This is a genomic window from Williamsia sp. z34, assembly GCF_059553395.1.
Genome location: NZ_JCANWW010000014.1, coordinates 21,621 through 42,616, shown reverse-complemented (window position 1 = coordinate 42,616; position 20,996 = coordinate 21,621). Strand labels below are relative to the sequence as shown.

Here is a 20,996-nt window from a genome sequence, read left to right as displayed (position 1 = left end):
CCACGAAGGTCCACTGAGCGCGCACCGGCCAACCGGTGACGCGTGATGACCGCACTCGCGTATCGATGTCGCTCGGACCGTTCGGCCTGTCACCACCGACGAAGAGAGCGTGAACCAATGGAAACAGCGAGGACCGGAGAATGGGTCGACGAGGCCCGCGGGCTTGCCGAATACGAGTCCCATGGATTTCCCACCGAGGTTCCGAACTCTGAGTACACCTCTGTGGAGTTCCAGGAGCAGGAACGCGCCAAGATCTGGATGAAGGTCTGGCAATTCGCCGGTCGCGTAAGCGAATTGCCGAATGTCGGTGACTGGAAGGAATACAAGGTCCTCGACCAGACCTACATCATCGTGCGCGGCAAGGACGGCCAGATCCGTGGTTTCGTGAACGCATGCCGGCATCGCGGAAATGTGTTGTGCCAAGGCACCGGTAACGCCAAGCGGGGATTCCTCTGTCAGTACCACCTCTGGTCCTACGATCTGGAAGGCAAGCTGCGCGGCATGCTTCGCGAGAATGCGCAGGGCGACATCGATAAGGACGATCTGTCGCTGGTCTCGGTGCCGACCGATACCTTCGGCGGCTTCATCTTTCTGAATCCCGACCCCGATGCCGCGCCGCTGTCCGACTACCTCGGCGAAGAGGTGATCAAGCTGTTGGAGCCGTACTCCCTCGAAGAGATGACCACGGTCATGAATGTGAGAGAGCGGATCAACTGCAACTGGAAAGTTGTCATGGACGCCTTCGAGGAGGGCTACCACATCTCGGGTATCCATCCCGAACTGCTGAATGTCATTGCGTTGGACCCGAAAACGAGTCGGTTTCAGTTCTTTGAGAACCACAGCGTGGCCTGCGCACCGTTTGATGTCGCGAACTCGATCTCGGCAGATGACGAGATCATGGGTATCAAGGCACTCCCGGAGACCTTCCCGGGGACAGCGGCGGTATTGCCGCGCTTCGATGAACTGGTCAGCGCCTATCAGGATGCGGACGGGAAAGTCGGCTTCCCTGAAGGGGTGACCGGCCGGACGATCCTGCAGCAGGCCACCCGCGACACTCTCACCGGTATGGGGCTCGACGTCAGTGGGCTCACCGACGCGCAGATGAGTGACAACCACGGCTGGGTGCTGTTCCCGAACTTCTTCATGACAATCCGGGCCGGCGAGGCGCATGTGGTGATGGCGGTACCCGATCCCGACGGTGACCCCAACAGGTGTATCTGGCATGTCGCCAGTTTCATGTGGTTGCCCGAGGAGTTGCGGGATGTCTACAAGGCGGACCTGATCGAGGTCGACGAACCCGGAAGCTACAAGTATTTCCTTGCCCTGCAACAGGATTACGAACAGATGCCCAGGCAGCAGCGCGGTTTAAGGAACACCGGTCTCAAGTACATGTCGTTGGTCAGAGAGGAAATCGTCGTATCGCATTTCCATTCGGTCCTGAACAAGCACATCGCCGGTCTGTGAAGTATTGAACATGTCTCGAATTGGAGAAGAAATGACAGTGTCTTCGAAGGACGTCAACGATGTCATCGACAACTACACCGGGCTCTCGCGCAAGGCTCTGGAATACGGTCTCATCACAAAGAAGATTGTGGCGGGCGCAGCCAAGGAACCCGGGTTCTCGGTCGACAGTTGGGCTCCCCTGGCTGATCTGATCGATGTCGATGTCTTCGAGCGTGTCGGCAACTTCAAAGAGGTCATGAACTGGACCGACTATGTGAACTTCCTGACCGCCTGGGCCGGAAATGCCGACTGGGACTGCTCATTCAAACGGGTCACCGAGAGCGGGCGCACCGTGTTCCTCGAGCTGGAGGAGCGCAGCACGGTGGGGGAGTTCAAGAGCGTGGTCAACTCGGTGTCGGTCTACGAGTTCAACGACGCGGGAAAGGTCACCCATATCGACGTGTATCTGCAGATGGCGATGCCCGAGGGTGACATGTTCGGTAGCTATGAGGGAGTGACGATTTCACAGTGAGCGCACCCGACAACCTTGATGAAGTCGACTTCTTCATCGACAACGAACTGCTGTCCGATCCGTACGACTATCTTGCGGCAGTCCGCAGCGAATGTCCGGTACGCAAAGAGGCCCACCATGACGTGGTGATGATCACCGGTTACGAAGAGGCCCTGGAGATCTACAACGATCCCGCACGCTTCTCATCGTGCATCTCGGTCGCCGGCCCCTTCCCGGGCTTCCCGGTACCGCTTGAAGGCGAAGATATTTCAGATCTGATCGAAAAGCATCGCCCTGAGCTGATCATGAATGATCAACTGCCCACGATGGATCCGCCGACCCACACCGCCCATCGGGCGCTGCTGTTGCGGATGATCACACCGAAGCGGTTGAAGGAGAACGAGGAGTTCATGTGGCGACTCGCGGATCGCCAGCTCGACGAGGTGCTCGTCGACGGCCGTTGTGAGTTCAACGGCGGATTCGCGACGCCGTTCGCGATGCTGGTCATCGCCGATCTCCTCGGTGTCCCGGAATCCTCACACGAGGAGTTTCGCGAGGCGCTGCTGAGCGGACCGACCATCGGGAGCAGCACCGGTGACGCGATGGAGCATTCCCCGCTCGGGTACCTCTATGGCAAGTTCACCGAGTACATCGAGGACCGTCGCCGGCGGCCGCGCGGTGACGTTCTCACCGGTGTCGCCTCGGCGACCTTCCCGGATGGGAGTGTCCCCGAGGTATCGGACGCGGTGGCCGTGGCGGCGAATCTCTTTGCCGCAGGCCAGGAGACAACGGTGCGTTTGCTCTCCTCGGCCGTGAAGATGCTCGCCGAGGACGCTGAGCTCCAAGCCAGGTTGCGGGCCGACCGCAGTCTCCTTCCGGCATTCATCGAGGAGGCGCTCCGCTACGAGAGTCCGGTACGCGGCGACTTCCGGTTGTCGAAGGTTCCGGTGACGATCGGCGGTGTCGATTTGCCGGCAGGCACGACGCTGATGCTGATCAACGCGGCGTTGAACCGAGATCCACGAAAGTTCCCTGATCCGGACGTATTCGACGTCGATCGGGTGAATGCGCGGAGCCACGTTGCGTTCGGCCGCGGCATTCACAGTTGTCCGGGTGCGCCCTTGGCTCGGGCCGAGGCCGTGGTGAGTTTGGAGCGGCTTCTCGACCGGACCGGTGATATCTGGATCGACGAGGACAAGCACGGTCCCCCCGGGAACCGGCGTTACAGTTACCTTCCGACATTCGTTCTGCGTGGATTGACCCACTTGCACATCGGGTTCAGTCCGCCCCTCAGCGGTTCATGATTCTGCACGTCGACTCCGATCGGTGCGCCGGCCACGGGGCATGTGTTGCCACCTGCCCCGAGGTCTTCGCCTTCGCCGACGGAGGTTTCGCGGAAGTGGCGATGGATCGAATCCCCGACGAACTCGCCGAACTGGCGGGTCAGGCCCAGCGCCAATGCCCGGAACAAGCAATTCGATCGGGACCGCCTTCCGCTGGGGCGGAATAGAAGTCTGTTCATCCGATTCAGTGTCTGAAAGGACGAAGATCATGCCCTTTGGGGGAACCACCGCGGTTGTGACCGGCGGCGCCTCGGGTCTTGGCCTGGCCATCGCCGAGGGGCTGATCGCCCGCGGCACGCAGGTTGCCATCTTTGACATCCAAACCGAACAGCTCGAACTCGAGGTCAAGCGTCTGCGAGAAACGGGGGCCACGGTCAACGGTTACGTGGTCGATGTCTCTGATCGCGGTCAGGTCCAATCCGCAATGGAACAAGTGCGATTCGACTTCGGGCCGGTGCTCATCTTGATCAACAACGCAGGGATCGAGCAGTTCGGGAAGTTCGACGAGATCTCAGACGAGTTCTGGGATCGGGTCATGGCGATCAATCTTCGCGGACCGTTCATCTGTACGCAGGAAGCGCTGCCCGATATGAAGGCAGCCCAGTGGGGACGGGTTGTCAACATCTCCTCGTCGAGCGCGCAAGGCGGGCAGTCGCAGATGGCCGCCTACGTCGGCTCGAAGGCCGGGTTGATCGGCCTGACAAAGAGTTTGGCATTGGAGTTGGGCAGGTACGGAATCACCGTCAACACGGTTCCCCCGGGAATGGTGGTCACACCGCTACTCGAGAAGGCAATAGCGGAAGGACGGTTCACCGCCTCGCTGGAGCACTTCGCCAAGATCACCCCGGTCAAGCGCGCCGGCCGTCCCGAAGACATCGCGAACGCGACCGTCTTTCTCTGCCAGGACGAGTCGTCGTACATCACCGGTCAGGTCATCGGTGTCAATGGCGGTCGAAGGACGTGAGCGAGCTGTTTACACGAAAGGAACGACGAACGTGAGAACCCATCGCATGTTGATCGCCTTGATGGCGACCGCGCTGCTCGTGGCCGGATGTGGCGACCGCGGCGGCGGCAGTGACGAGGATGCCGGTGGTGGAGGCGATACCGCTGCCGCCGGTACCGCTTCCAGCAGCTTTGGCGACCTCACCGAGGTCTGTCAGGAAGGCGATGCCAAGGGATCGCCGACGCAGGGTGTGACCGATGATCAGATCCAGATCGGGGTCTTCTCGGATGTCGGTTTCACCAAGAACGAAGAGTTTGTCACCGCCGCAAAGATTTTCACCGGATGGTGCAATGAACTCGGTGGTATCAACGGACGCGAGGTCGTTGCCAACACACGCGACACCAAGTTCATGGACGTCCGCAAACAGATGGTCGAGGCCTGCGCCAACGACTTTGCGCTCGTCGGTGGTGGGGCAGGGCTCGATGGTCTCGGCGTCAAGGAGCGGTTGACCTGTGGGTTGCCGACCTTCACCGCCCAGGTCGCCCAGGTGACCTCTGCGGGCGCCGATCTGGAGATCAGCGCCGACCCGAGTCTGACACCGGGCTATGACCCTTACTACGGGTTCCGGTCCTGGCTGATCAACGACGCCTATCCGGGTTCGAAGGGCTTGGTGGGAATCATCAACGGCGACTCCCCGGTAACAAAATTGATGGGTGCGCAGGCGGTCGAAGCCGTGGAGGGCGCCGGCGGAACCTTCGTCTACAACGACCTGTATCCCGCGATGGGCGTCTCGGACTGGACACCCTACGCGCAAACCATCAAGAGCAAGGGCGTCAAGGGATTGATCTGGTATGGCGAGTTCCGGCAGTTGGCCAAACTCGAAGCCGTGCTTACCTCGATGGACTACAAGCTCGACTGGATCGACACCAACAACAGTGCCTACGGCGAGGAGTTCATCGGGCTGATCGGCACGTCCGCCGCGGCGCAGAACAACTATCTGGATCTGGGTGGTAACGCGCCGTTGAACAGTGATGTTGCGGCGATCAAGGAATTGCTCGCCCTGCAGGAGAAGTACGCCCCGGACTCGCTGTTGACGTTGCCGGCGATCCGGGCGATGTCCTCGTGGTTGCTGTTCGCGAAGGCGGCGGCCTCCTGCGGTGACGATCTGACCCGGACCTGCGTGTATGAGGCGGCCAGGACCGAGACGGCCTGGACCGGTGGCGGTTTGCATGTGCCGCACAACATCTCCGAGCCGATCCCGCCGTCGCCCTGCTTCAATGTCGAGGTGGCCCGGCCGGATGGTTGGCAAGCGGCGGACTTCGGGGCGGATGTCGATGGTCTCTACCGGTGCGATATCCCGCCGTTGAAGTACACGACCGACTTCGGTCAGCCGATGACACTCGCAGATGTCGGAATGAGCATGGACGATATCAAGTGAGTCGCCGGTGGGGCTGCGGGTCTTCCTGATCGGGCGGGGAGTTCAGGCCGGCGCGGCGTCACGTCATCACCGCGTCGGAGAATGCCCACCATCAGCTCCGAGCAAGGTGCAGGGCGGTCTTGGGGATTCCCCGAATTCGATCGGCTTCTCTGCCAAGATGGGTCCCCGTGTGGCACGGGGCGGGGGTCATCGAGGTCGAGGGTGGTTGGACGCCGAGCGTGTCCTGCCGACGAACGGAGCAAGTGAAGGTGAAACCTCATCGTGTGCTGATCGCCTTGATTGCCGGTGCGGTGCTTGTGGCCGGATGTAGCAACGAGATCGACGGTGTTGCCGCCCGCACCGAGACCGGCAGCGGCACAGTCCAAGCCGAGGACGAAGGCAGTTCCGCTGCCTCCGCAGTATCCATCCCGAACAGTTTCGGTGACCTGACCGATATATGTCAGGAAGGGACCGCGATGGGCTCACCTACCCAGGGCGTGACCGACGACGAGATCGAGGTGGGTGTCTTCTCCGATATCGGTTTCACCAAGAACCGCGAGTTCGTCGATGCGGCCGAGATGTTCACCAGTTGGTGTAACTCCAACGGAGGAATCAACGGCCGCAAGATCGTCGCCAACATCCGTGATGCCAGATTGATGGATGTCCGTCAACAGATGGTCGAGGCCTGCGCCACTGACTTCGTTCTCGTCGGTGGCGGATCCGCCCTCGACGGTCTCGGTGTCAAAGAACGGCTGAACTGTGGGATGCCGACCTTCACCGCGCAGGCCACCCAGGTGGCCTCCGCCGGTGCTGATCTGGAGGTCAGCGCCGATCCGAGCCTGACCCCGGGGTACGACCCGTATTTCGGGTTCCGGTCATGGTTGGTCAACAAGGCCTATCCGAAGTCGAAGAACCTGGTGGGGATCATCAACGGGGATTCGCCGGTGACCAAGGTTCTCGGCGCGCAAGCGGTGGAAGCCGTGGAGGCCGCCGGTGGAAGTTTCGTCTACAACGATCTGTATCCGGCGATGGGTGTCTCGGACTGGACGCCCTATGCGCAAGCCATCAAGAGCAAGGGCGTCAAGGGGCTGATCTACTACGGGGAGTTCCGGCAGTTGGCCCAGCTCGAATCGGTGCTGACCTCGATGAATTACAAGCTCGACTGGGTCGACACCAACAACAACGCCTATGGTGACGAGTTCATCGAACTCCTCGGCGATTCCGCGGAGGAACAGAACAACTACCTCGATCTGGGCGGTAACGCACCGCTGAACAGCGGCGCCTCGGCGATCAAGGAACTGCTTGCCCTGCAGGCGAACTACGCCCCGGATGCGCAGCTGACGTTGCCGGCGATCCGGGCGATGTCCTCGTGGTTGCTGTTCGCGAAGGCGGCGGCCTCATGTGGTGACGATCTGACCCGGACCTGTGTGTATCAGGCGGCCAGGACCGAGACCGCCTGGACCGGTGGCGGTTTGCACGTGGCGCGCAATCTGGCCGAGCCCATCCCGCCGTCACCCTGCTTCAACGTCGAGGTGGCCAGGCCGCAGGGCTGGGAAGCCGCGGACTTCGGTCCCGATGTCGACGGTCTTTACCGGTGCGATATCCCGCCGCTGAAGTACCGGACCAATTTCAGTTCGCCGATGACGTTGGCGGACGTCGGCAAGACCATGGCCGACATCGAGTGAGGATGGGATTTTCCGGCCGGTGGGTGGCTTGGTCGCGGTGGTCTTGCGATTGTCCGATTTCCCGCTACACTTGTGCTCTGCATCACAGGTGGTACGCCGAATGGGCCGGATCACAGCCCGATTTCTGTCCAGTACAACCCTCTCGCTTGCTCGCCTGATGATGTCTGACCGCATAGGAGATGGTTGCAGTGGCCGAACGCCTGTACTACTCGAATCCGCCGATGGATCCCTCGACGCTTGTCAGGGAGGGCGGGGCCAGGCTCCATGCCATTGCGTTGTCGCAGCGGAACCGGTGGCGGATCAAGCTGGCGAGTTCGGACTTCCGCTCGATCGTCGGACTTCCCTGGGTGGTCTGACCCCCCCGGGCGGTCTGGAGCTCAGTGGCTCGGCAGCGCGCAGGCGGTATCGAGGCCGAGAACGTGATTGAGGCGACCGAACGCCAGCCATGAGCCCAGGCACATGCTCAGCTCCACGATTTCACGCTGGTCATAGGCCGCGGTCATCCGTGACCAGAACTCGTCATCGAGTCCGTGGTGGTCGATCGCATACCGTTCGGCGTACTCGGCTGCAAGGCGGGTGCGGGCATCGAAGGCGTCGGTGGTGCGCCAGTTCTCGACGGCCTGATCGAACGTCGGCTCCACCTTCACACCGTCCCGTTCGGTCCGCCAGTCCTGGCAGAAGACGCATCCGTTGATCTGCGCGATCCGGAGCCGGGCCGCCTCGAATTCCCGAAGTCCCAGGGTGGAATCCGAATAGACCTTCATCGAAAAGTTGGCGGCCGCCGGCCCGATCGCCGGAACCATCTCACCCCACACGTAGGAGATGGGGTCTTTGCCGTCGGGGACGTCGATTCTCATGTCGGTGTCTTCCTCTTGAGTTTGCCGAGTGCCGGTGTCAGCGGAACGTCGAGCGCGTCATACAGTCCGGGGCCGGCCGCGCGGAGCCAATTGATCGAGTTGACCAATCTGCCCACCGCCGTGGCATTTCCGCCGGCGGCACGGTTACCCCCTTCGTCTGTCGCCTCGACGGTGATCTCTATCCGTGGGCGTCCTTCGATGATGACCCGGTGTGCGCCGTCGCCACCGTCGGGCGGCATCGGCCAGTCCGGTGCGCAGGACGGGTGGATCCGGGTGATGTGTTCGATGACGATCAGCGGTTCACCGTCGACGATGCCTTGGACCTCGAATCGCAGTGCTCCCTGTGTGCCTCGCGCAAAGGTCCCCATCTGCGCAGTTTCGATCGTGGTTTCCAGTGGTCGGCGAAGCAGTGTCTCCCGGATCTCGTCCACTTCGACACCGAGGGCGCGGGCGATCAGCCGAATCTGCCCGCCCCACACCATCGTCGGGACCGTCGCTGCCACCATCGGCGGGTCGTAGTCCATGGGTTGCCCCATTCCGATGAGATATCGCACGGAGTCCGGCTGATCGTAGGTTGTGTAGTCGAAGATCTCCTGGCAACGCACCTGTTCCACGGTCGATGCCAGACCACTCGCGAGGATCGGCAGGATGTCGTTGCCCCAACCGGGATCGATACCGGATACGAAGAGCGATCCACCACCGTCGTCGATGGCGGCGAGTACAGGGTCACGCAACTGCGCCGGGGCGGAGGTGGGGTCGTAGAGCGCGTAGACCGAGGGACTGACCACGGTTGCGCCGCCGCGGATCGCGCGGGTGATGTCGGCGAGGGCGTCCTCGGGTCTGATGTCTCCGGATGCCGCATAGACCACGGCCTGGGCCTCTGCCAGCGCTCTCCCGATGTTGTCGGTGGCCACGACACCGAGGCTGCGGCCGACATCGGCGATGTCGCCGGCGTCGCGCCCGACCTTGTCGGGGTTGTGCACGATCACGGCGGTGAGCTCGAGATCAGGATGTGCCTCGACTGCGCGAATCGCCGCCCGCCCGACATTGCCGGTTCCCCACACCACGGTCCGTACCGGGCTCTGGCTGGTCATACCGCCACAATATAGAACACGTTCCAGTTTCACCGGCAGTCCGGGATGTCAGCGGTAGAACACCGCCGCATTGTCGGCGAGGTCGAGCAGCGGTTGCGGGAAGATGCCGATGAACACGGTGACCGCGGCGCTGATCCCGATGATCACGGTGGTGCCGATATTGGGTGTCACGACGGTCGGGGCATCAGCATCAGCGTCAGCATCGGCGTCGGGTTTGGGTTCGGTGAAGAACATCAACCCGATCACCCGGATGTAGAAGACCACAGCGATCGCGCTGCTGAGCACGCCCACGATGACCAGCGGTACGGCTCCACCGGATGCGGCGGCTTCGAACACCGCGAACTTGCTGACGAATCCACTGGTCAGCGGTATCCCGGCAAATGCCAGCAGGAACAGTGCGAAGACCCCCGCCACCACCGGGGAACGACGACCGAGCCCTGCCCACCGTGACATCGCGGTCACCTCACCGGAGCTGTCCCGGACCAAAGTCAGCACGGCAAAGGCCCCGACCGTGCTGATGCCGTATGCCACCAGATAGAACATGGTCGACGACAGGCCATCTCGGCTCATCGCGATCACGCCGGTGAGGATGAATCCGGCGTGCGCGACGGAGGAATACGCCAGCATCCGCTTCATGTCGGTCTGGGTGATGGCCACAACCGAACCGAGCACCATGGTCGCGATCGCCACCGCCCACATCACCGGGCGCCAGTCCTCCTTGAGGTCCGGTAACGCGACGTAGAAGACACGCAGGACGGCTCCGAACGCGGCGATCTTGGTGGCCGAGGCCATGAACGCGGTGATCGGGGTGGGCGCGCCCTGGTAGACATCGGGGATCCAGTAGTGGAACGGCACCGCACCGATCTTGAAGAGCAACCCCACCGACACCAGTCCGGCACCGATCAACACCAGCGTCCGATCGGCGGTGTCGGCGTCGACGGCGGCCGCGATCTCGGAGAGCTGGACGGACCCGGCATAACCGTAGAGAAAGGCGGCCCCGAACAAGAAGAACGCCGACGAAAAGGCGCCGAGCAGAAAGTATTTCAGCGCCGCCTCCTGGGACAACAGGCGACGCCGTCGAGCCATCGCGCAGAGCAGGTACAGGGGGAGCGACAGTACTTCGAGGGCGATGAACATCGTCAGCAAATCGTCCGATGCCGGGAACAACAGCATCCCGCCGACCGCGAACATGACCAGTGGAAAGACCTCGGTCTGAATGATCCCGGCCCGGGTGGCGGTGTGTTCGCTCTCGCTTCCGGGTGCAGTTGCGGCTGCAGAGGTGAACGCGTCCAGGACCTTTCGTCCACCCGATGCCGTGGCGCCGACCCCGACATGCGCCGAGACGCCGACCGAGGTCCGTTGGGCGATGAGCGGGATCACCAAGGCCGACACCGCCAGGATCGTGCCCTGCATCAGCAGCGTCGGTCCGTCGACGGCGACCGCACCCACCGCTGCCGATGCCCGGGTGCCGGCGAGTGTCACCACGGCTATGAACGCCGCTGCCAGGCCACCGCTGCTCAGCATCAGCTGTCCGCCGTAGCGATATCTGGCCGGGGCGAATGCTTCGACCAGCACACCGGCCACCGCCACGCCGAAGACGATCAGCATCGGGGAGAGCTGGGCGTATTCGATGGACGGGGCGGGCAACACGTCCGCAGCGGAGTTCATCGCGGTCCTCCGTCGGTTTCGGCGACAGCGGGCGCCGGATCTTGTTCATCGATGACGGTCAGAGTGTGGCCGACAGCCGGATCGATCACGTCCAGAACCGGTTTCGGATAGATTCCGAGCACCAGGAGCAACGCGATGAGCGGTGTCACGACCATGAGCTCGCGTCGTTTGAGATCGCCTATCTGTGCGTTGGCCTTCGTCACCGGGCCGGTCATGACGCGCTGGAACATCCACAACACGTAGAGCGCAGCGAGGACCAAGGCGATCGACGCGCAGATCGCAGCCACCGGATAACGGGTGAAAGTGCCGATCAGAACGAGGAATTCGCTGACAAAAGGGCCCAGGCCGGGGAGCGAGAGCGTTGCGAGCCCGGCGATGAGGAATGTGCCGGCCATGATCGGTGCAACCTTCTGGACCCCGCCGTAGTCGGCGATGTTGCGGGTGCCCCGCCGGGTCACCAGGAATCCGGCGATGAGCATCAGCGCGGCCGTGGCGATCCCGTGGTTCACCATGTACAGCGTCGAGCCGGCCTGCCCCTGGCTGGTCAGTGCGAAGATGCCCAGGATGATGAAGCCGAAATGGGAGATCGACGTGTAGGCGATGAGCCGCATCATGTCGGTCTGCCCGATCGCGAGGACCGCGCCGTATACGATGCCGATCACCGCCAGCGTGATGATCAGCGGCGTGAAATACCTTGTGGCATCTGGGAACAACTGCACGCAGTAGCGCAGCATCGCAAACGTTCCCACCTTGTCGACCACGGCCATCATGAGCACTGCGCCGGCCGGGGTGGCCTGAACTGCGGCGTCGGGCAACCAGGTGTGCAGCGGCCACAGTGGTGCCTTGACCGCAAAGGCGAACATGAAACCGCCGAACAGTGCCTTGGCCACGGTGGGATCGATGTCGAGTGTGCCCGACGAGATCGCCGCGACGATCTCGCGGAAATCGAAGGTGCCACCACCCTGATCGACGGTGACGACATACAGTCCGATGACCGCCGCCAACATGACCAGTCCGCCGACGAGGTTGTAGAGCAGGAACTTCACCGCCGCGCGGGTGCGCGCCCCGGAATCGCGGGGACTCCCGAACCCGGCGATGAGGAAGTACATCGGGATCAGCATGGCTTCGAAGAAGATGTAGAAGAGCAGGATGTCGAGGGCGGTGAACGAGATCATCACCATCGCCTCGACGAGCAACATCAACGCCACGTAGCGATGGGTGGCCCGGCGACGGCCCGGGTCGGCGTCATGCCAGCCGGCCATCAGGAGCAGCGGCAACAGGACCGCCGTCAGGACCACCAAGGCCAGGGCGATGCCGTCGATCCCCAGTGAATAGGTGGCGCCGAAAGCCGGTATCCACGACCTGGATTCGACGAACTGGAACTGCTCGCCGCCGGTGTCGAAGTCGATCGCGAGGCCGATGGAGATGGCGAGTACCGCCCCAGATGTGGCCAGGGCGGTCCACTTGACGTGCTCGCGCATCCGCGGCGGCAGGCTCAGGATGAGCACGGCGCCCACGGCGGGTACCGCCCACAGCAGGGTCAGCCAGGGAACGTCGCTCACCACACCCTCACCACCATCATCATCGCGACCACCAGGGCGGCACCGGCGAACACCGACAGCGCGTACGAGCGAACGAAGCCGGTCTGGAGGCGACGTGCGCCTGCCGACACCCCGGCGACCGCGCCCGAGATGCCTTGCACAACACCGTCGACACCTTTGGTGTCGGCCACACCCAGTGCGGCGGTGAGCTTCTGGCCCGGCCGCATGAACACCCCCTCGTTGAAGGCATCGCCGTAGAGATCGCGGCGAGCGGCCTCGGTCAACGGTGTCACCTCGTCCGGGGCGGTTTCGGGGACGGTGCGCCCGGCGTACTGGCGGTAGGCGATGCCCACTCCGACGAGCACCACGGCCAGGGTGCTGACGGTGATCACCCACACCGGGACGCCGAGGTGCCCGTGGTGTTCCCCGACAACGGGTTCCAGCCAGTTCTGTAGCGAACCACCGAGAACCAGGAGCCCGCCGGCGCCCACCGATCCGAGCGCCAGCACGACCATCGGCGCGGTCATCGAGGGCGGCGACTCGTGGGGATGCGTATCCGGCTTCCACCGCCGGTCCCCGAAAAAGGTCAACAGCATCACGCGCGTCATATAATACGCGGTGATCCCGGCCCCGAGTACCGCGACGCTGCCGAGGATGATGCCCTTGACGCCACCTGCCGCCCAGGCGGTTTCGATGATCTTGTCCTTCGAGAAGAACCCCGAGAACGGCGGGATGCCGATGATCGCGAGGTATCCGAGCCCGAAGGTGACGAATGTGATCGGCATCAGGCTCCGCAGGGCGCCGTACCGTCGCATGTCGGTCTCGTCGTTCATGCCGTGCATCACCGAACCGGCGCCGAGGAAGAGACCGGCCTTGAAGAATCCATGGGTGATCAGGTGCAGGATGGCAAAGGCGTAGCCGGCCGGTCCCAGCCCGGCGGCGAGGACCATGTAGCCGATCTGGCTCATGGTCGATGCGGCCAGCGCCTTCTTGATGTCGTCCTTCGCGCAGCCGATGATCGCGCCGAAGAGCAAGGTCACCGCGCCGACGATCACCACGGCCAGTTGGGCATTCGGGGCCAGATCGAAGATCGGACCCGAACGCGTGATGAGGTAGACACCGGCGGTGACCATGGTCGCCGCGTGGATCAGTGCGGACACCGGGGTCGGGCCTTCCATGGCGTCGCCCAACCAGGACTGCAGGGGAACCTGGGCCGATTTCCCGCAGGCCGCGAGCAGCAGCATCAGTCCGAGCGCGGTCAGTGTTCCTTCACCGGCCTCGCCGGCGCCGCCGAACACCTCGGAGAAGCCGACCGAGCCGAACGTGGCGAACATGATCATCATGCCGATCGCCAGGCCCATGTCACCGACGCGGTTGACCACGAAGGCCTTCTTCGCGGCGGTTGCGGCGGCGGGTCGTTCGTGCCAAAAACCGATCAGCAGGTAGGACGCCAGGCCGACGCCCTCCCAGCCCAGGTACAGGCCGAGATAGTTGTCGGCCAGGACCAGCAGCAGCATTGCTGCGAGAAAGAGGTTCAGATATGCGAAGAACCGGCGTCTTCCGGGATCGGACGCCATATATCCGATGGAGTAGATGTGGATCAGTGACCCGACGCCGGTGATGAGCAGGACGAAGCACATGGAGAGCTGGTCGAGCTGTAATCCGAAGTCCACCTGCAGTTCACCGGCCGGGACCCAGGTGAACAGGGTTTGATTCATCGACCGGTCGTCGGAGGAGGTGCCGAGCATGTCGAAGAACGCGGCGACGCCGAACGCAAACGATGCCAATGCCATGAGGCAACCGAGCAGATGACCCCATCGGTCGGTGCGTCGACCGCCCAACAGCAGTATTGCCGCCCCGGCCAGGGGGAGTGCCGGAAGAACCCAGATGAGTTTGTCCATGGGGGCTCAGAGTTTCAGCAGATCGGCAGCATCGACCGAGGTCGAGCGACGGGTGCGGAAGATCATCATGATGATCGCCAGGCCGACAACAACTTCCGCGGCAGCGACGACCATCGTGAAGAACGCGATCACCTGGCCGTCGAGATTGCCGTGCATGCGGGCGAAGGTGACGAATGCGAGGTTGCAGGCGTTGAGCATCAATTCGACACACATGAACACCACGACGGCATTGCGCCGGAGAAGAACGCCGGCAGCCCCGATGGTGAACAGGAGCACCGAAACATACAGGTAGTTCTCCGGATTCATGATCGGCGCTCCGGATCGCCGATTTCGGGACCCGGACCGAACGGGTCGCGGGGTACGAGGACTTCGCTGACCGACAGGCCGGAATAGGAGCCATCGGGGAGTCGCGCCGGCATGTCGACCGCGTTGTGCCGGGCGTAGACGCCGGGATTGGGCAGGGGCGTGGCTCGTTCACCGTCGCGGAACCGGTTGATGGACATCTCCCGTTGGGTGATCTTGGGACCGAGCCGCTCCCGATGCGCGAGCACCATGGCGCCGAGGGTGGCGGTGATCAGCAGTGCACCGGTCAATTCGAACGCCCACAGGTACCGGATGAAGATGATCTCGGCCAGTCCTTCGACGTTGCCACCCGCGTTGGCCTCCTCGACTCCGGCAAAGACGGTGACCGAGGCGCTTCCGACACCGGCGATGAGGAGGATCCCGAAACCGAGACCGGCCACCATGGCACCAAGGCGTTGCCCGCGAATGGTTTCGACCAGGGAGTCCGTCGAATCGACCCCCACGAGCATGAGGACGAACAGAAAGAGCATCATCACCGCACCCGTGTACACGACCACCTGCGCGACGCCGAGAAACATTGCACCCTGGGCGATGTAGAAGACGGCAAGAATGATCATGGTCATCGCCAGGAAGACGGCCGAGTACACCGCTTTCGCCGAGCACACCACACCGAGGGCGCCGAGGACGGCGATCGTGCCGAGGATCCAGAACTGCACCGCCTCAGCGGTCGACGTCTGCGTCAGCGGCTGTGCGACAAGTGTCGATGCGGACAACAGGCTGTTCACTGCGATTCTCCTTCAAGGTCTCTCGTCGGCGGGCGGGTGTCACCGGGACGTGCTCGGCGGCATCACCTCGCCGATCGCATTGCCGCGGTAGTAGTCCTCGTCCGTGCTGCCCGGAGCCATCGCGTGCGGCGGTGGTGTCATACCGTCGGCGAGCGGGGCCAGTAGTTGGTCTTTGCCGTAGATCAGGTCGGCCCGGTTGTCGTCGGCCATCTCGTAGAAGTTGGTCATCGTCAGGGCCCTGGTCGGGCAGGCCTCGACACACAGCCCGCAGCCGATACATCGCAGGTAATTGATCTGGTACACAACGCCGTAACGCTCACCCGGTGAATAGCGGTTGTCGTCGGTGTTGTCGGCGCCCTCGACATAGATTGCATCGGCGGGACAGGCCCAGGCGCACAACTCGCAGCCGATGCACTTCTCCAGCCCGTCGGCGTAGCGGTTGAGTTGGTGACGCCCGTGATAGCGGGCTGCGGTTGGTTTCTTGACCTCGGGATAGAGCTCGGTGTTGTTCTTCTTGAACATCGACCGGAAGGTGACGCCGAAACCGGCCAGGGGCTCGAAGGGGTTACGCATCGCTGCTCTCCTTGATCGGTGGGACCGGGAAGCCGCCCGCCATGGCATCGAACGGTTCTATGCGCTCGACGAGTTCGGGCGCGTCGCGGCGGCGATCGCGTCTGCCGCGGAAGACTTTCCACAGCACCGCGATCAGGGCCAGCGCGACGACGACGCCGGCCACGCTCAGGACGGCGGTGGCGCTGCTGTATCCCTCGTTGCGGAGTGCGCGGACCGTGGCGACGACCATCACCCAGGCCAGGGAAACCGGGATGAGGATCTTCCAGCCCAGCGCCATGAACTGGTCATAGCGCAGCCGAGGCAGGGTGGCGCGCAGCCAGATGAAGAAGAACAGGAATCCCCAGACCTTGGCGACGAACCAGATCAACGGGAACCATCCCGAATTGGCGCCGTCCCAGATCGAAATCGGCCAGGGTGCATGCCATCCGCCGAAGAACAGGGTCGCCGCCAGCGCTGACACGGTGGCCATGTTGATGTATTCGGCGAGCATGAACATCGCAAAACGCAGCGACGAATACTCGGTGTGGAAGCCGCCGACGAGTTCACCCTCTGCCTCCGGGAGATCAAAAGGCGCACGGTTGGTCTCACCGACCATCGAGATCACGTAGACCACAAACGAGGGCAGCAGCAGGAAGACGTACCAGGTGCCGTCCTGTGCAGAGACGATGCCCGAGGTGGACATGGTCCCGGCATCGAGGAAGACCGCTGCGAAGGTCAGGCCCATGGCGATCTCGTAGGAGATCACCTGCGCACTCGACCGCAACCCCCCGAGGAGCGGATAGGTGGATCCGGAGGACCAGCCGGCGAGCACGATCCCGTAGACGCCGACCGACGTGACCGCGAGGATGTACAGGACGGCGACCGACAGATCGGTCAGCTGCAACGGTGTCCGGTGCCCGAAGACCGACACCTCGGGACCGAACGGGATCACCGCATACGCCATGATGGCGGGCACCACCGAGATGATCGGTGCCAGTAGGTAGATCGGCTTGTCGACGCCGGCCGGGATGATGCCTTCCTTCAGCGCGAGCTTCACACCGTCGGCGAGACTTTGGAGCAGCCCCATCGGACCGACGCGGTTGGGTCCGATCCGCGTCTGCATCCAGGCCATCACGCGACGCTCGGCGAGGATGCCGATCAGGACGGTCAACACCAGGAAGACGAAGATCGCCAGGGCCTTGATGGTCATCAGCCACCAGGCGTCGTGGCCGAAGGCGGACAGGTCGGTCATGAGCGTTCCACCCTCGCGGCCGGCGTGATCTGAACCGACTGTCCGACAGCCGGGCCCAGCGCGGAGTGGACGGAACTGCCCGGTGAGTTCAGGGGGAGCCACACGACACGATCAGGTAGGTCGGTGATCGCCAGTGGCAGCGTGATCGATCCGCGGTCGCTGCTGACGGTGACCAGTTCGTCGTCGTGAAGACCGTTTTCGGTGGCCGTCGCGGCGGAGAGCCGAACCACCGGACGCCGCGCGGTGCCGGCCAGGTGGGGTTCCCCGTCCTGTAGGCGCCCGGAGTCCAGCAGCATCCGCCAACTGGCGAGCACTGCCTGTCCTGGCGAGGCTTCGGGGATCTCGGCAGGGCTTGTGGCAGGGGTTGTTTCGAAGTCGCCGTCCCACGCACCGAGCCGGCCGAGTTCGTCACGGGAACTGGCCGCATCGGGCAGGTCGATGTCGCGGCCCAGCCGGCGGGCGATCGCGTCGAGGACTCGCTGATCGGGCATCGCACCGTCGCTGGGCAGGGCCGCCTCGAACGGGCGGGGACGACCCTCCCAGTCCACGAACGTGCCACTCTTGCGGACCACCGGCGAGACCGGGAACACGACGTCTGCGTGGTCGGTGACGACACTCGCCCGCATCTCCAGGCTCACCACGAACGGGGCCGCGACAAGTGCGGCGAGGGCGGCGTCCGGATCGGGCAGGTCGGCCAGTTCCACACCGCCGACCACCAGGGCCTCCACCTCACCGGCGGCTGCCGCCGAGAGCATTTCGCCGGTGTCGAGGCCCGGCGTGGGTGGCAGCTCCGTACCCCAGACCTGACGTACCTGGGCGCGGGCGATCCGGTCGCGGACCGGTCGGCCGCCGGGCAGGAGGTTGCCGAGCGCGCCGACCTCGAGGGCTCCCCTTTCACCGGCCCGTCGGGGGACCCATCCGATCGAGGCCCCGGTGGCGTCGGCGAGTGCACCCACCGCGGTCAGCGCACCCGGAACCTGGGCCAGTCGCTCGCCCACCAGGATCACCGCACCCGGCTTGCGCAGGTGATCCGAGTTCTGGAGTTGTTCCAGCGCAGCAGGTTCGGCGCCGGGGACGACCCTCACCAGACCGCCCGACATTTTCGACAGGCCATTGCTTGCGAATGGCGCGATCGAGATCACCGTAAGTCCGCGTTTGCGCACCGCCTTGCGCAGGCGCAGGAAGATGATCGGTGACTCTTCTTCCGGTTCGAGACCCGCCAGCAGGACGGTCGGCGCCTTCTCGAGGTCGGAGTAGGTCAGGGCCAGCGGCCGACCGGCGATCCGGGAGGCCAGGAACGAGGCCTCTTCGGCGGAATGGGCGCGACTGCGGAAGTCGACGTTGTTGGTGCCCAATGCTGTTCGGGTGAACTTCGCATAGGCGTAGGCGTCCTCGGCGGTGCTCCGGCCGCCGACCAGGACACCGGTGCGTGAACCTGCGGCCTTGAGGCCGGCGGCGGCAACGGCCACGGCCTGCGGCCAGGAGGCGGCGACCAGGTTGCCTGCGGCATCCCGGATCAGCGGCGTGGTGATGCGGTCCCGCGCGGTCTCATAGGTGAAGGCCCAGCGACCCTTGTCGCAGTTCCACTCCTCGTTGACCTCCGGATCATCGCCGGCCAGACGCCGCAACACCTTGCCGCGCCGGTGATCGGTACGTTGCGCGCAGCCATCGGCACAGTGCTCGCAGACACTGGGACTCGAAACGAGATCGAAGGGGCGGGCCCGGAATCGGTAGGCTGCACCGGTCAGCGCGCCGACCGGGCAGATCTGCACCGTGTTGCCGGAGAAGTACGACTGGAAGGGTTCGTCGTCGGCGATCCCGACCTGCTGCTGCGCGCCGCGTTCGAGGAGGTCGATGAACCGGTCGCCGGCGATCTGATCCGAGAACCGGGTGCAGCGCGCGCACAGCACGCACCGTTCGCGGTCGAGAAGGACCTCTGTCGAGAGCGGAATCGGTTTGGGGAACGTCCGTTTGACACCCTCGAACCGGGACTCGGCCGCACCGCTGGACATGGCCTGGTTCTGTAGCGGGCACTCGCCGCCCTTGTCGCAGACCGGGCAATCGAGGGGATGGTTGATCAGCAGTAACTCCATGACGCCGCGCTGTGCCTTCTCGGCGGCCGGTGACGTCAGTTGTGTCCGGACCACCATGCCGTCCGAGACCGTCGTGGTACAGGAGGCGAGAGGTTTGCGCTGGCCCTCGACTTCGACGAGGCATTGCCGGCAGGCCCCCACCGGATCGAGCAGTGGGTGGTCGCAGAATCGGGGTATCTGCACGCCGACCAGCTCCGCGGCGCGGATGACCAAGGTGCCCTTCGGAACTCGGAGCTCGGTGCCGTCGATGGTGATCGCCACCACGTCGGTCACGGCGGGGTCGGAGGTCGAATTGTTGGTCAGCGTCATCATGCACCCACCGGTTCGAACAGTGTGGACCTGGCCGGATCGAACGGGCATCCGCCGCCGCGGACGTGCTCGATGTATTCGTCTCGAAAGAACTTGAGGGAGGACATGATCGGGCTGGCGGCGCCGTCACCGAGTGCGCAGAACGACTTCCCGAGGATATTGTCGGAGATGTCGAGCAACTTCTGCAGATCGGTTTCGGTGCCGGTTCCGCTCTCCAGATCGCGCAGAATCTGGACCAGCCAGTAGGTGCCCTCGCGACAGGGTGTGCATTTGCCGCAGGATTCGTGGGCGTAGAACTCGGTCCATCGCAATACCGCGCGGACCACACAGGTGGTGTCGTCGAAGATCTGTAATGCCTTGGTACCCAGCATCGAACCGGCCGCGCCGACGCCCTCGTAGTCGAGGGTGACATCGAGATGTTCGGCGGTGAACAGGGGCGTCGAAGAACCTCCCGGTGTCCAGAACTTGAGTTCGTGGCCAGCCCGCACACCGCCAGCCAACTCGAGCAGTTCACGAAGGGTGATCCCCAGCGGGGCCTCGTACTGGCCCGGGGTGGTGACGTGGCCGGACAGCGAGTACAGCGTGAACCCCGGTGACTTCTCTGTGCCCATGGTCTGGAACCAGTCGTTGCCGCGCAGGATGATGGCCGGGACGCTGGCGATCGACTCGACGTTGTTGACCACGGTCGGGCTGGCGTAGAGACCGGCAACCGCCGGGAACGGGGGACGCAGACGAGGCTGGCCGCGTCGGCCTTCGAGGGAGTCGAGCAGTGCGGTCTCCTCGCCGCAGATGTACGCGCCGGCCCCGGCGTGGACCACCAGTTCCAGGTCGAATCCGGACCCGCGGATATCGCTGCCGAGGAGTCCGGCCTCATATGCCTCGGCGACCGCGGTCTGCAGGCGCCGCAGAACCGGAATCACCTCGCCACGAACGTAGATGAACGCGTGCGAAGCCCGAATCGCGTACGCCGCGATGATGATGCCCTCGATCAGCACATGGGGCGTGGCCAGGAGCAGGGGGATGTCCTTGCAGGTGCCGGGTTCGGATTCGTCGGCATTGACCACCAGGTAGTGCGGCTTGCCGTCGCCCTGGGGGATGAACGACCACTTCATCCCGGTGGGGAACCCGGCACCTCCGCGTCCGCGTAGTCCCGAGGCCTTGACGGTTGCGATGAGATCGTCGGGGTCCATCGCCAGCGCTTTGTCGAGCGCGTCGTAACCGTCATGGCCGCGGTAGGCGTCGAGTGTCCAGGACCGGGGCTCGTCCCAGTATCGGGACAGAACGGGTGTCAACGGCATC

General features: G+C 63.8%; 19 protein-coding genes. 8 read left to right on the top strand and 11 right to left on the bottom strand.

What is annotated here, in order from left to right; translation table 11 throughout:
• Window positions 1-117: 117 nt before the first annotated feature.
• The 8 genes from AC51GT_RS24565 to AC51GT_RS24530 all read left to right on the top strand — a co-directional run bounded on the left by AC51GT_RS24565 (window position 118) and on the right by AC51GT_RS24530 (window position 7,698).
• Complete coding sequence (locus tag AC51GT_RS24565) at window positions 118-1,464, top strand: aromatic ring-hydroxylating oxygenase subunit alpha (RefSeq protein WP_496326329.1); 1,347 nt, start codon at window positions 118-120, stop codon at window positions 1,462-1,464.
• A gap of 31 nt (window positions 1,465-1,495) precedes the next feature.
• Entirely contained in the window at window positions 1,496-1,975 is a 480-nt protein-coding gene (locus tag AC51GT_RS24560) for a hypothetical protein (RefSeq protein WP_496326330.1), read from the top strand.
• A complete protein-coding gene (locus AC51GT_RS24555; RefSeq protein ID WP_496326331.1) occupies window positions 1,972-3,258 on the top strand; it encodes a cytochrome P450 in 1,287 nt (428 codons plus the stop codon). The genes AC51GT_RS24560 and AC51GT_RS24555 overlap by 4 nt, the downstream gene beginning before the upstream one ends.
• Window positions 3,255-3,464: a ferredoxin gene (locus AC51GT_RS24550; RefSeq protein ID WP_496330442.1), complete on the top strand. Its 210-nt coding sequence runs from the start codon at window positions 3,255-3,257 to the stop codon at window positions 3,462-3,464. Before AC51GT_RS24555 ends, AC51GT_RS24550 begins: the two co-directional genes overlap by 4 nt.
• 41 nt (window positions 3,465-3,505) lie before the next feature.
• A complete protein-coding gene (locus AC51GT_RS24545; RefSeq protein WP_496330441.1) occupies window positions 3,506-4,261 on the top strand; it encodes an SDR family NAD(P)-dependent oxidoreductase in 756 nt (251 codons plus the stop codon).
• Window positions 4,262-4,307: 46 nt separating this feature from the next.
• Entirely contained in the window at window positions 4,308-5,678 is a 1,371-nt protein-coding gene (locus AC51GT_RS24540; RefSeq protein ID WP_496330482.1) for an ABC transporter substrate-binding protein, read from the top strand.
• A 248-nt stretch (window positions 5,679-5,926) separates the two neighbouring features.
• Entirely contained in the window at window positions 5,927-7,342 is a 1,416-nt protein-coding gene (locus tag AC51GT_RS24535; protein ID WP_496330440.1) for an ABC transporter substrate-binding protein, read from the top strand.
• Window positions 7,343-7,530: 188 nt separating this feature from the next.
• Window positions 7,531-7,698: a hypothetical protein gene (locus AC51GT_RS24530; protein ID WP_496326335.1), complete on the top strand. Its 168-nt coding sequence runs from the start codon at window positions 7,531-7,533 to the stop codon at window positions 7,696-7,698.
• Window positions 7,699-7,719: 21 nt separating this feature from the next.
• Here the strand turns inward: AC51GT_RS24530 and AC51GT_RS24525 are convergent, their stop codons facing one another.
• From AC51GT_RS24525 to nuoF, 11 genes are read right to left on the bottom strand one after another with little or no spacing between them, the layout of a single operon-like run.
• A complete protein-coding gene (locus AC51GT_RS24525) occupies window positions 7,720-8,199 on the bottom strand; it encodes a carboxymuconolactone decarboxylase family protein (protein ID WP_496330439.1) in 480 nt (159 codons plus the stop codon).
• Window positions 8,196-9,293: an NAD(P)H-dependent amine dehydrogenase family protein gene (locus AC51GT_RS24520; RefSeq protein WP_496330438.1), complete on the bottom strand. Its 1,098-nt coding sequence runs from the start codon at window positions 9,291-9,293 to the stop codon at window positions 8,196-8,198. Before AC51GT_RS24520 ends, AC51GT_RS24525 begins: the two co-directional genes overlap by 4 nt.
• 48 nt (window positions 9,294-9,341) lie before the next feature.
• Window positions 9,342-10,961, bottom strand: a complete 1,620-nt coding sequence (nuoN, locus tag AC51GT_RS24515) for an NADH-quinone oxidoreductase subunit NuoN (RefSeq protein WP_496330437.1) — start codon at window positions 10,959-10,961, stop codon at window positions 9,342-9,344.
• Window positions 10,958-12,523 (bottom strand): NADH-quinone oxidoreductase subunit M, encoded by a 1,566-nt coding sequence (locus AC51GT_RS24510; RefSeq protein WP_496330436.1) that lies wholly within the window; start codon window positions 12,521-12,523, stop codon window positions 10,958-10,960. Before AC51GT_RS24510 ends, nuoN begins: the two co-directional genes overlap by 4 nt.
• Window positions 12,520-14,403 carry an NADH-quinone oxidoreductase subunit L gene (nuoL, locus tag AC51GT_RS24505; RefSeq protein ID WP_496330435.1) on the bottom strand — a complete coding sequence of 628 codons (1,884 nt, stop codon included), beginning with the start codon at window positions 14,401-14,403 and terminating at the stop codon, window positions 12,520-12,522. Before nuoL ends, AC51GT_RS24510 begins: the two co-directional genes overlap by 4 nt.
• Before the next feature lie 6 nt (window positions 14,404-14,409).
• Window positions 14,410-14,709, bottom strand: a complete 300-nt coding sequence (nuoK, locus tag AC51GT_RS24500; RefSeq protein ID WP_496326341.1) for an NADH-quinone oxidoreductase subunit NuoK — start codon at window positions 14,707-14,709, stop codon at window positions 14,410-14,412.
• Window positions 14,706-15,482 (bottom strand): NADH-quinone oxidoreductase subunit J, encoded by a 777-nt coding sequence (locus AC51GT_RS24495; protein WP_496330481.1) that lies wholly within the window; start codon window positions 15,480-15,482, stop codon window positions 14,706-14,708. Before AC51GT_RS24495 ends, nuoK begins: the two co-directional genes overlap by 4 nt.
• Before the next feature lie 48 nt (window positions 15,483-15,530).
• Complete coding sequence (nuoI, locus tag AC51GT_RS24490) at window positions 15,531-16,064, bottom strand: NADH-quinone oxidoreductase subunit NuoI (RefSeq protein WP_496330434.1); 534 nt, start codon at window positions 16,062-16,064, stop codon at window positions 15,531-15,533.
• Window positions 16,057-17,295, bottom strand: a complete 1,239-nt coding sequence (nuoH, locus tag AC51GT_RS24485; RefSeq protein ID WP_496326343.1) for an NADH-quinone oxidoreductase subunit NuoH — start codon at window positions 17,293-17,295, stop codon at window positions 16,057-16,059. The genes nuoI and nuoH overlap by 8 nt, the downstream gene beginning before the upstream one ends.
• Window positions 17,292-19,697 carry an NADH-quinone oxidoreductase subunit G gene (locus AC51GT_RS24480; RefSeq protein WP_496330480.1) on the bottom strand — a complete coding sequence of 802 codons (2,406 nt, stop codon included), beginning with the start codon at window positions 19,695-19,697 and terminating at the stop codon, window positions 17,292-17,294. Before AC51GT_RS24480 ends, nuoH begins: the two co-directional genes overlap by 4 nt.
• The gene (gene nuoF, locus AC51GT_RS24475; RefSeq protein WP_496326344.1) at window positions 19,697-20,995 is read right to left on the bottom strand and encodes an NADH-quinone oxidoreductase subunit NuoF; all 1,299 of its coding nucleotides are present in this window, start codon (window positions 20,993-20,995) and stop codon (window positions 19,697-19,699) included. The genes AC51GT_RS24480 and nuoF overlap by 1 nt, the downstream gene beginning before the upstream one ends.
• Window position 20,996: the final 1 nt, after the last annotated feature.

What these genes read in the sequence shown, in the direction of transcription:
- AC51GT_RS24565 (WP_496326329.1), top strand. Translation starts at nt 118, where the DNA reads ATGGAAACAGCGAGGACCGGAGAATGGGTCGACGAGGCCCGCGGGCTT.
- AC51GT_RS24560 (WP_496326330.1), top strand. Translation starts at nt 1,496, where the DNA reads ATGACAGTGTCTTCGAAGGACGTCAACGATGTCATCGACAACTACACC.
- AC51GT_RS24550 (WP_496330442.1), top strand. Translation starts at nt 3,255, where the DNA reads ATGATTCTGCACGTCGACTCCGATCGGTGCGCCGGCCACGGGGCATGT.
- AC51GT_RS24545 (WP_496330441.1), top strand. Translation starts at nt 3,506, where the DNA reads ATGCCCTTTGGGGGAACCACCGCGGTTGTGACCGGCGGCGCCTCGGGT.
- AC51GT_RS24540 (WP_496330482.1), top strand. Translation starts at nt 4,308, where the DNA reads ATGTTGATCGCCTTGATGGCGACCGCGCTGCTCGTGGCCGGATGTGGC.
- AC51GT_RS24525 (WP_496330439.1), bottom strand. Translation starts at nt 8,199, where the DNA reads ATGAGAATCGACGTCCCCGACGGCAAAGACCCCATCTCCTACGTGTGG.
- AC51GT_RS24520 (WP_496330438.1), bottom strand. Translation starts at nt 9,293, where the DNA reads ATGACCAGCCAGAGCCCGGTACGGACCGTGGTGTGGGGAACCGGCAAT.
- nuoN (WP_496330437.1), bottom strand. Translation starts at nt 10,961, where the DNA reads ATGAACTCCGCTGCGGACGTGTTGCCCGCCCCGTCCATCGAATACGCC.
- nuoL (WP_496330435.1), bottom strand. Translation starts at nt 14,403, where the DNA reads ATGGACAAACTCATCTGGGTTCTTCCGGCACTCCCCCTGGCCGGGGCG.
- nuoK (WP_496326341.1), bottom strand. Translation starts at nt 14,709, where the DNA reads ATGAATCCGGAGAACTACCTGTATGTTTCGGTGCTCCTGTTCACCATC.
- nuoI (WP_496330434.1), bottom strand. Translation starts at nt 16,064, where the DNA reads ATGCGTAACCCCTTCGAGCCCCTGGCCGGTTTCGGCGTCACCTTCCGG.
- nuoH (WP_496326343.1), bottom strand. Translation starts at nt 17,295, where the DNA reads ATGACCGACCTGTCCGCCTTCGGCCACGACGCCTGGTGGCTGATGACC.
- AC51GT_RS24480 (WP_496330480.1), bottom strand. Translation starts at nt 19,697, where the DNA reads ATGACGCTGACCAACAATTCGACCTCCGACCCCGCCGTGACCGACGTG.
- nuoF (WP_496326344.1), bottom strand. Translation starts at nt 20,995, where the DNA reads ATGCCGTTGACACCCGTTCTGTCCCGATACTGGGACGAGCCCCGGTCC.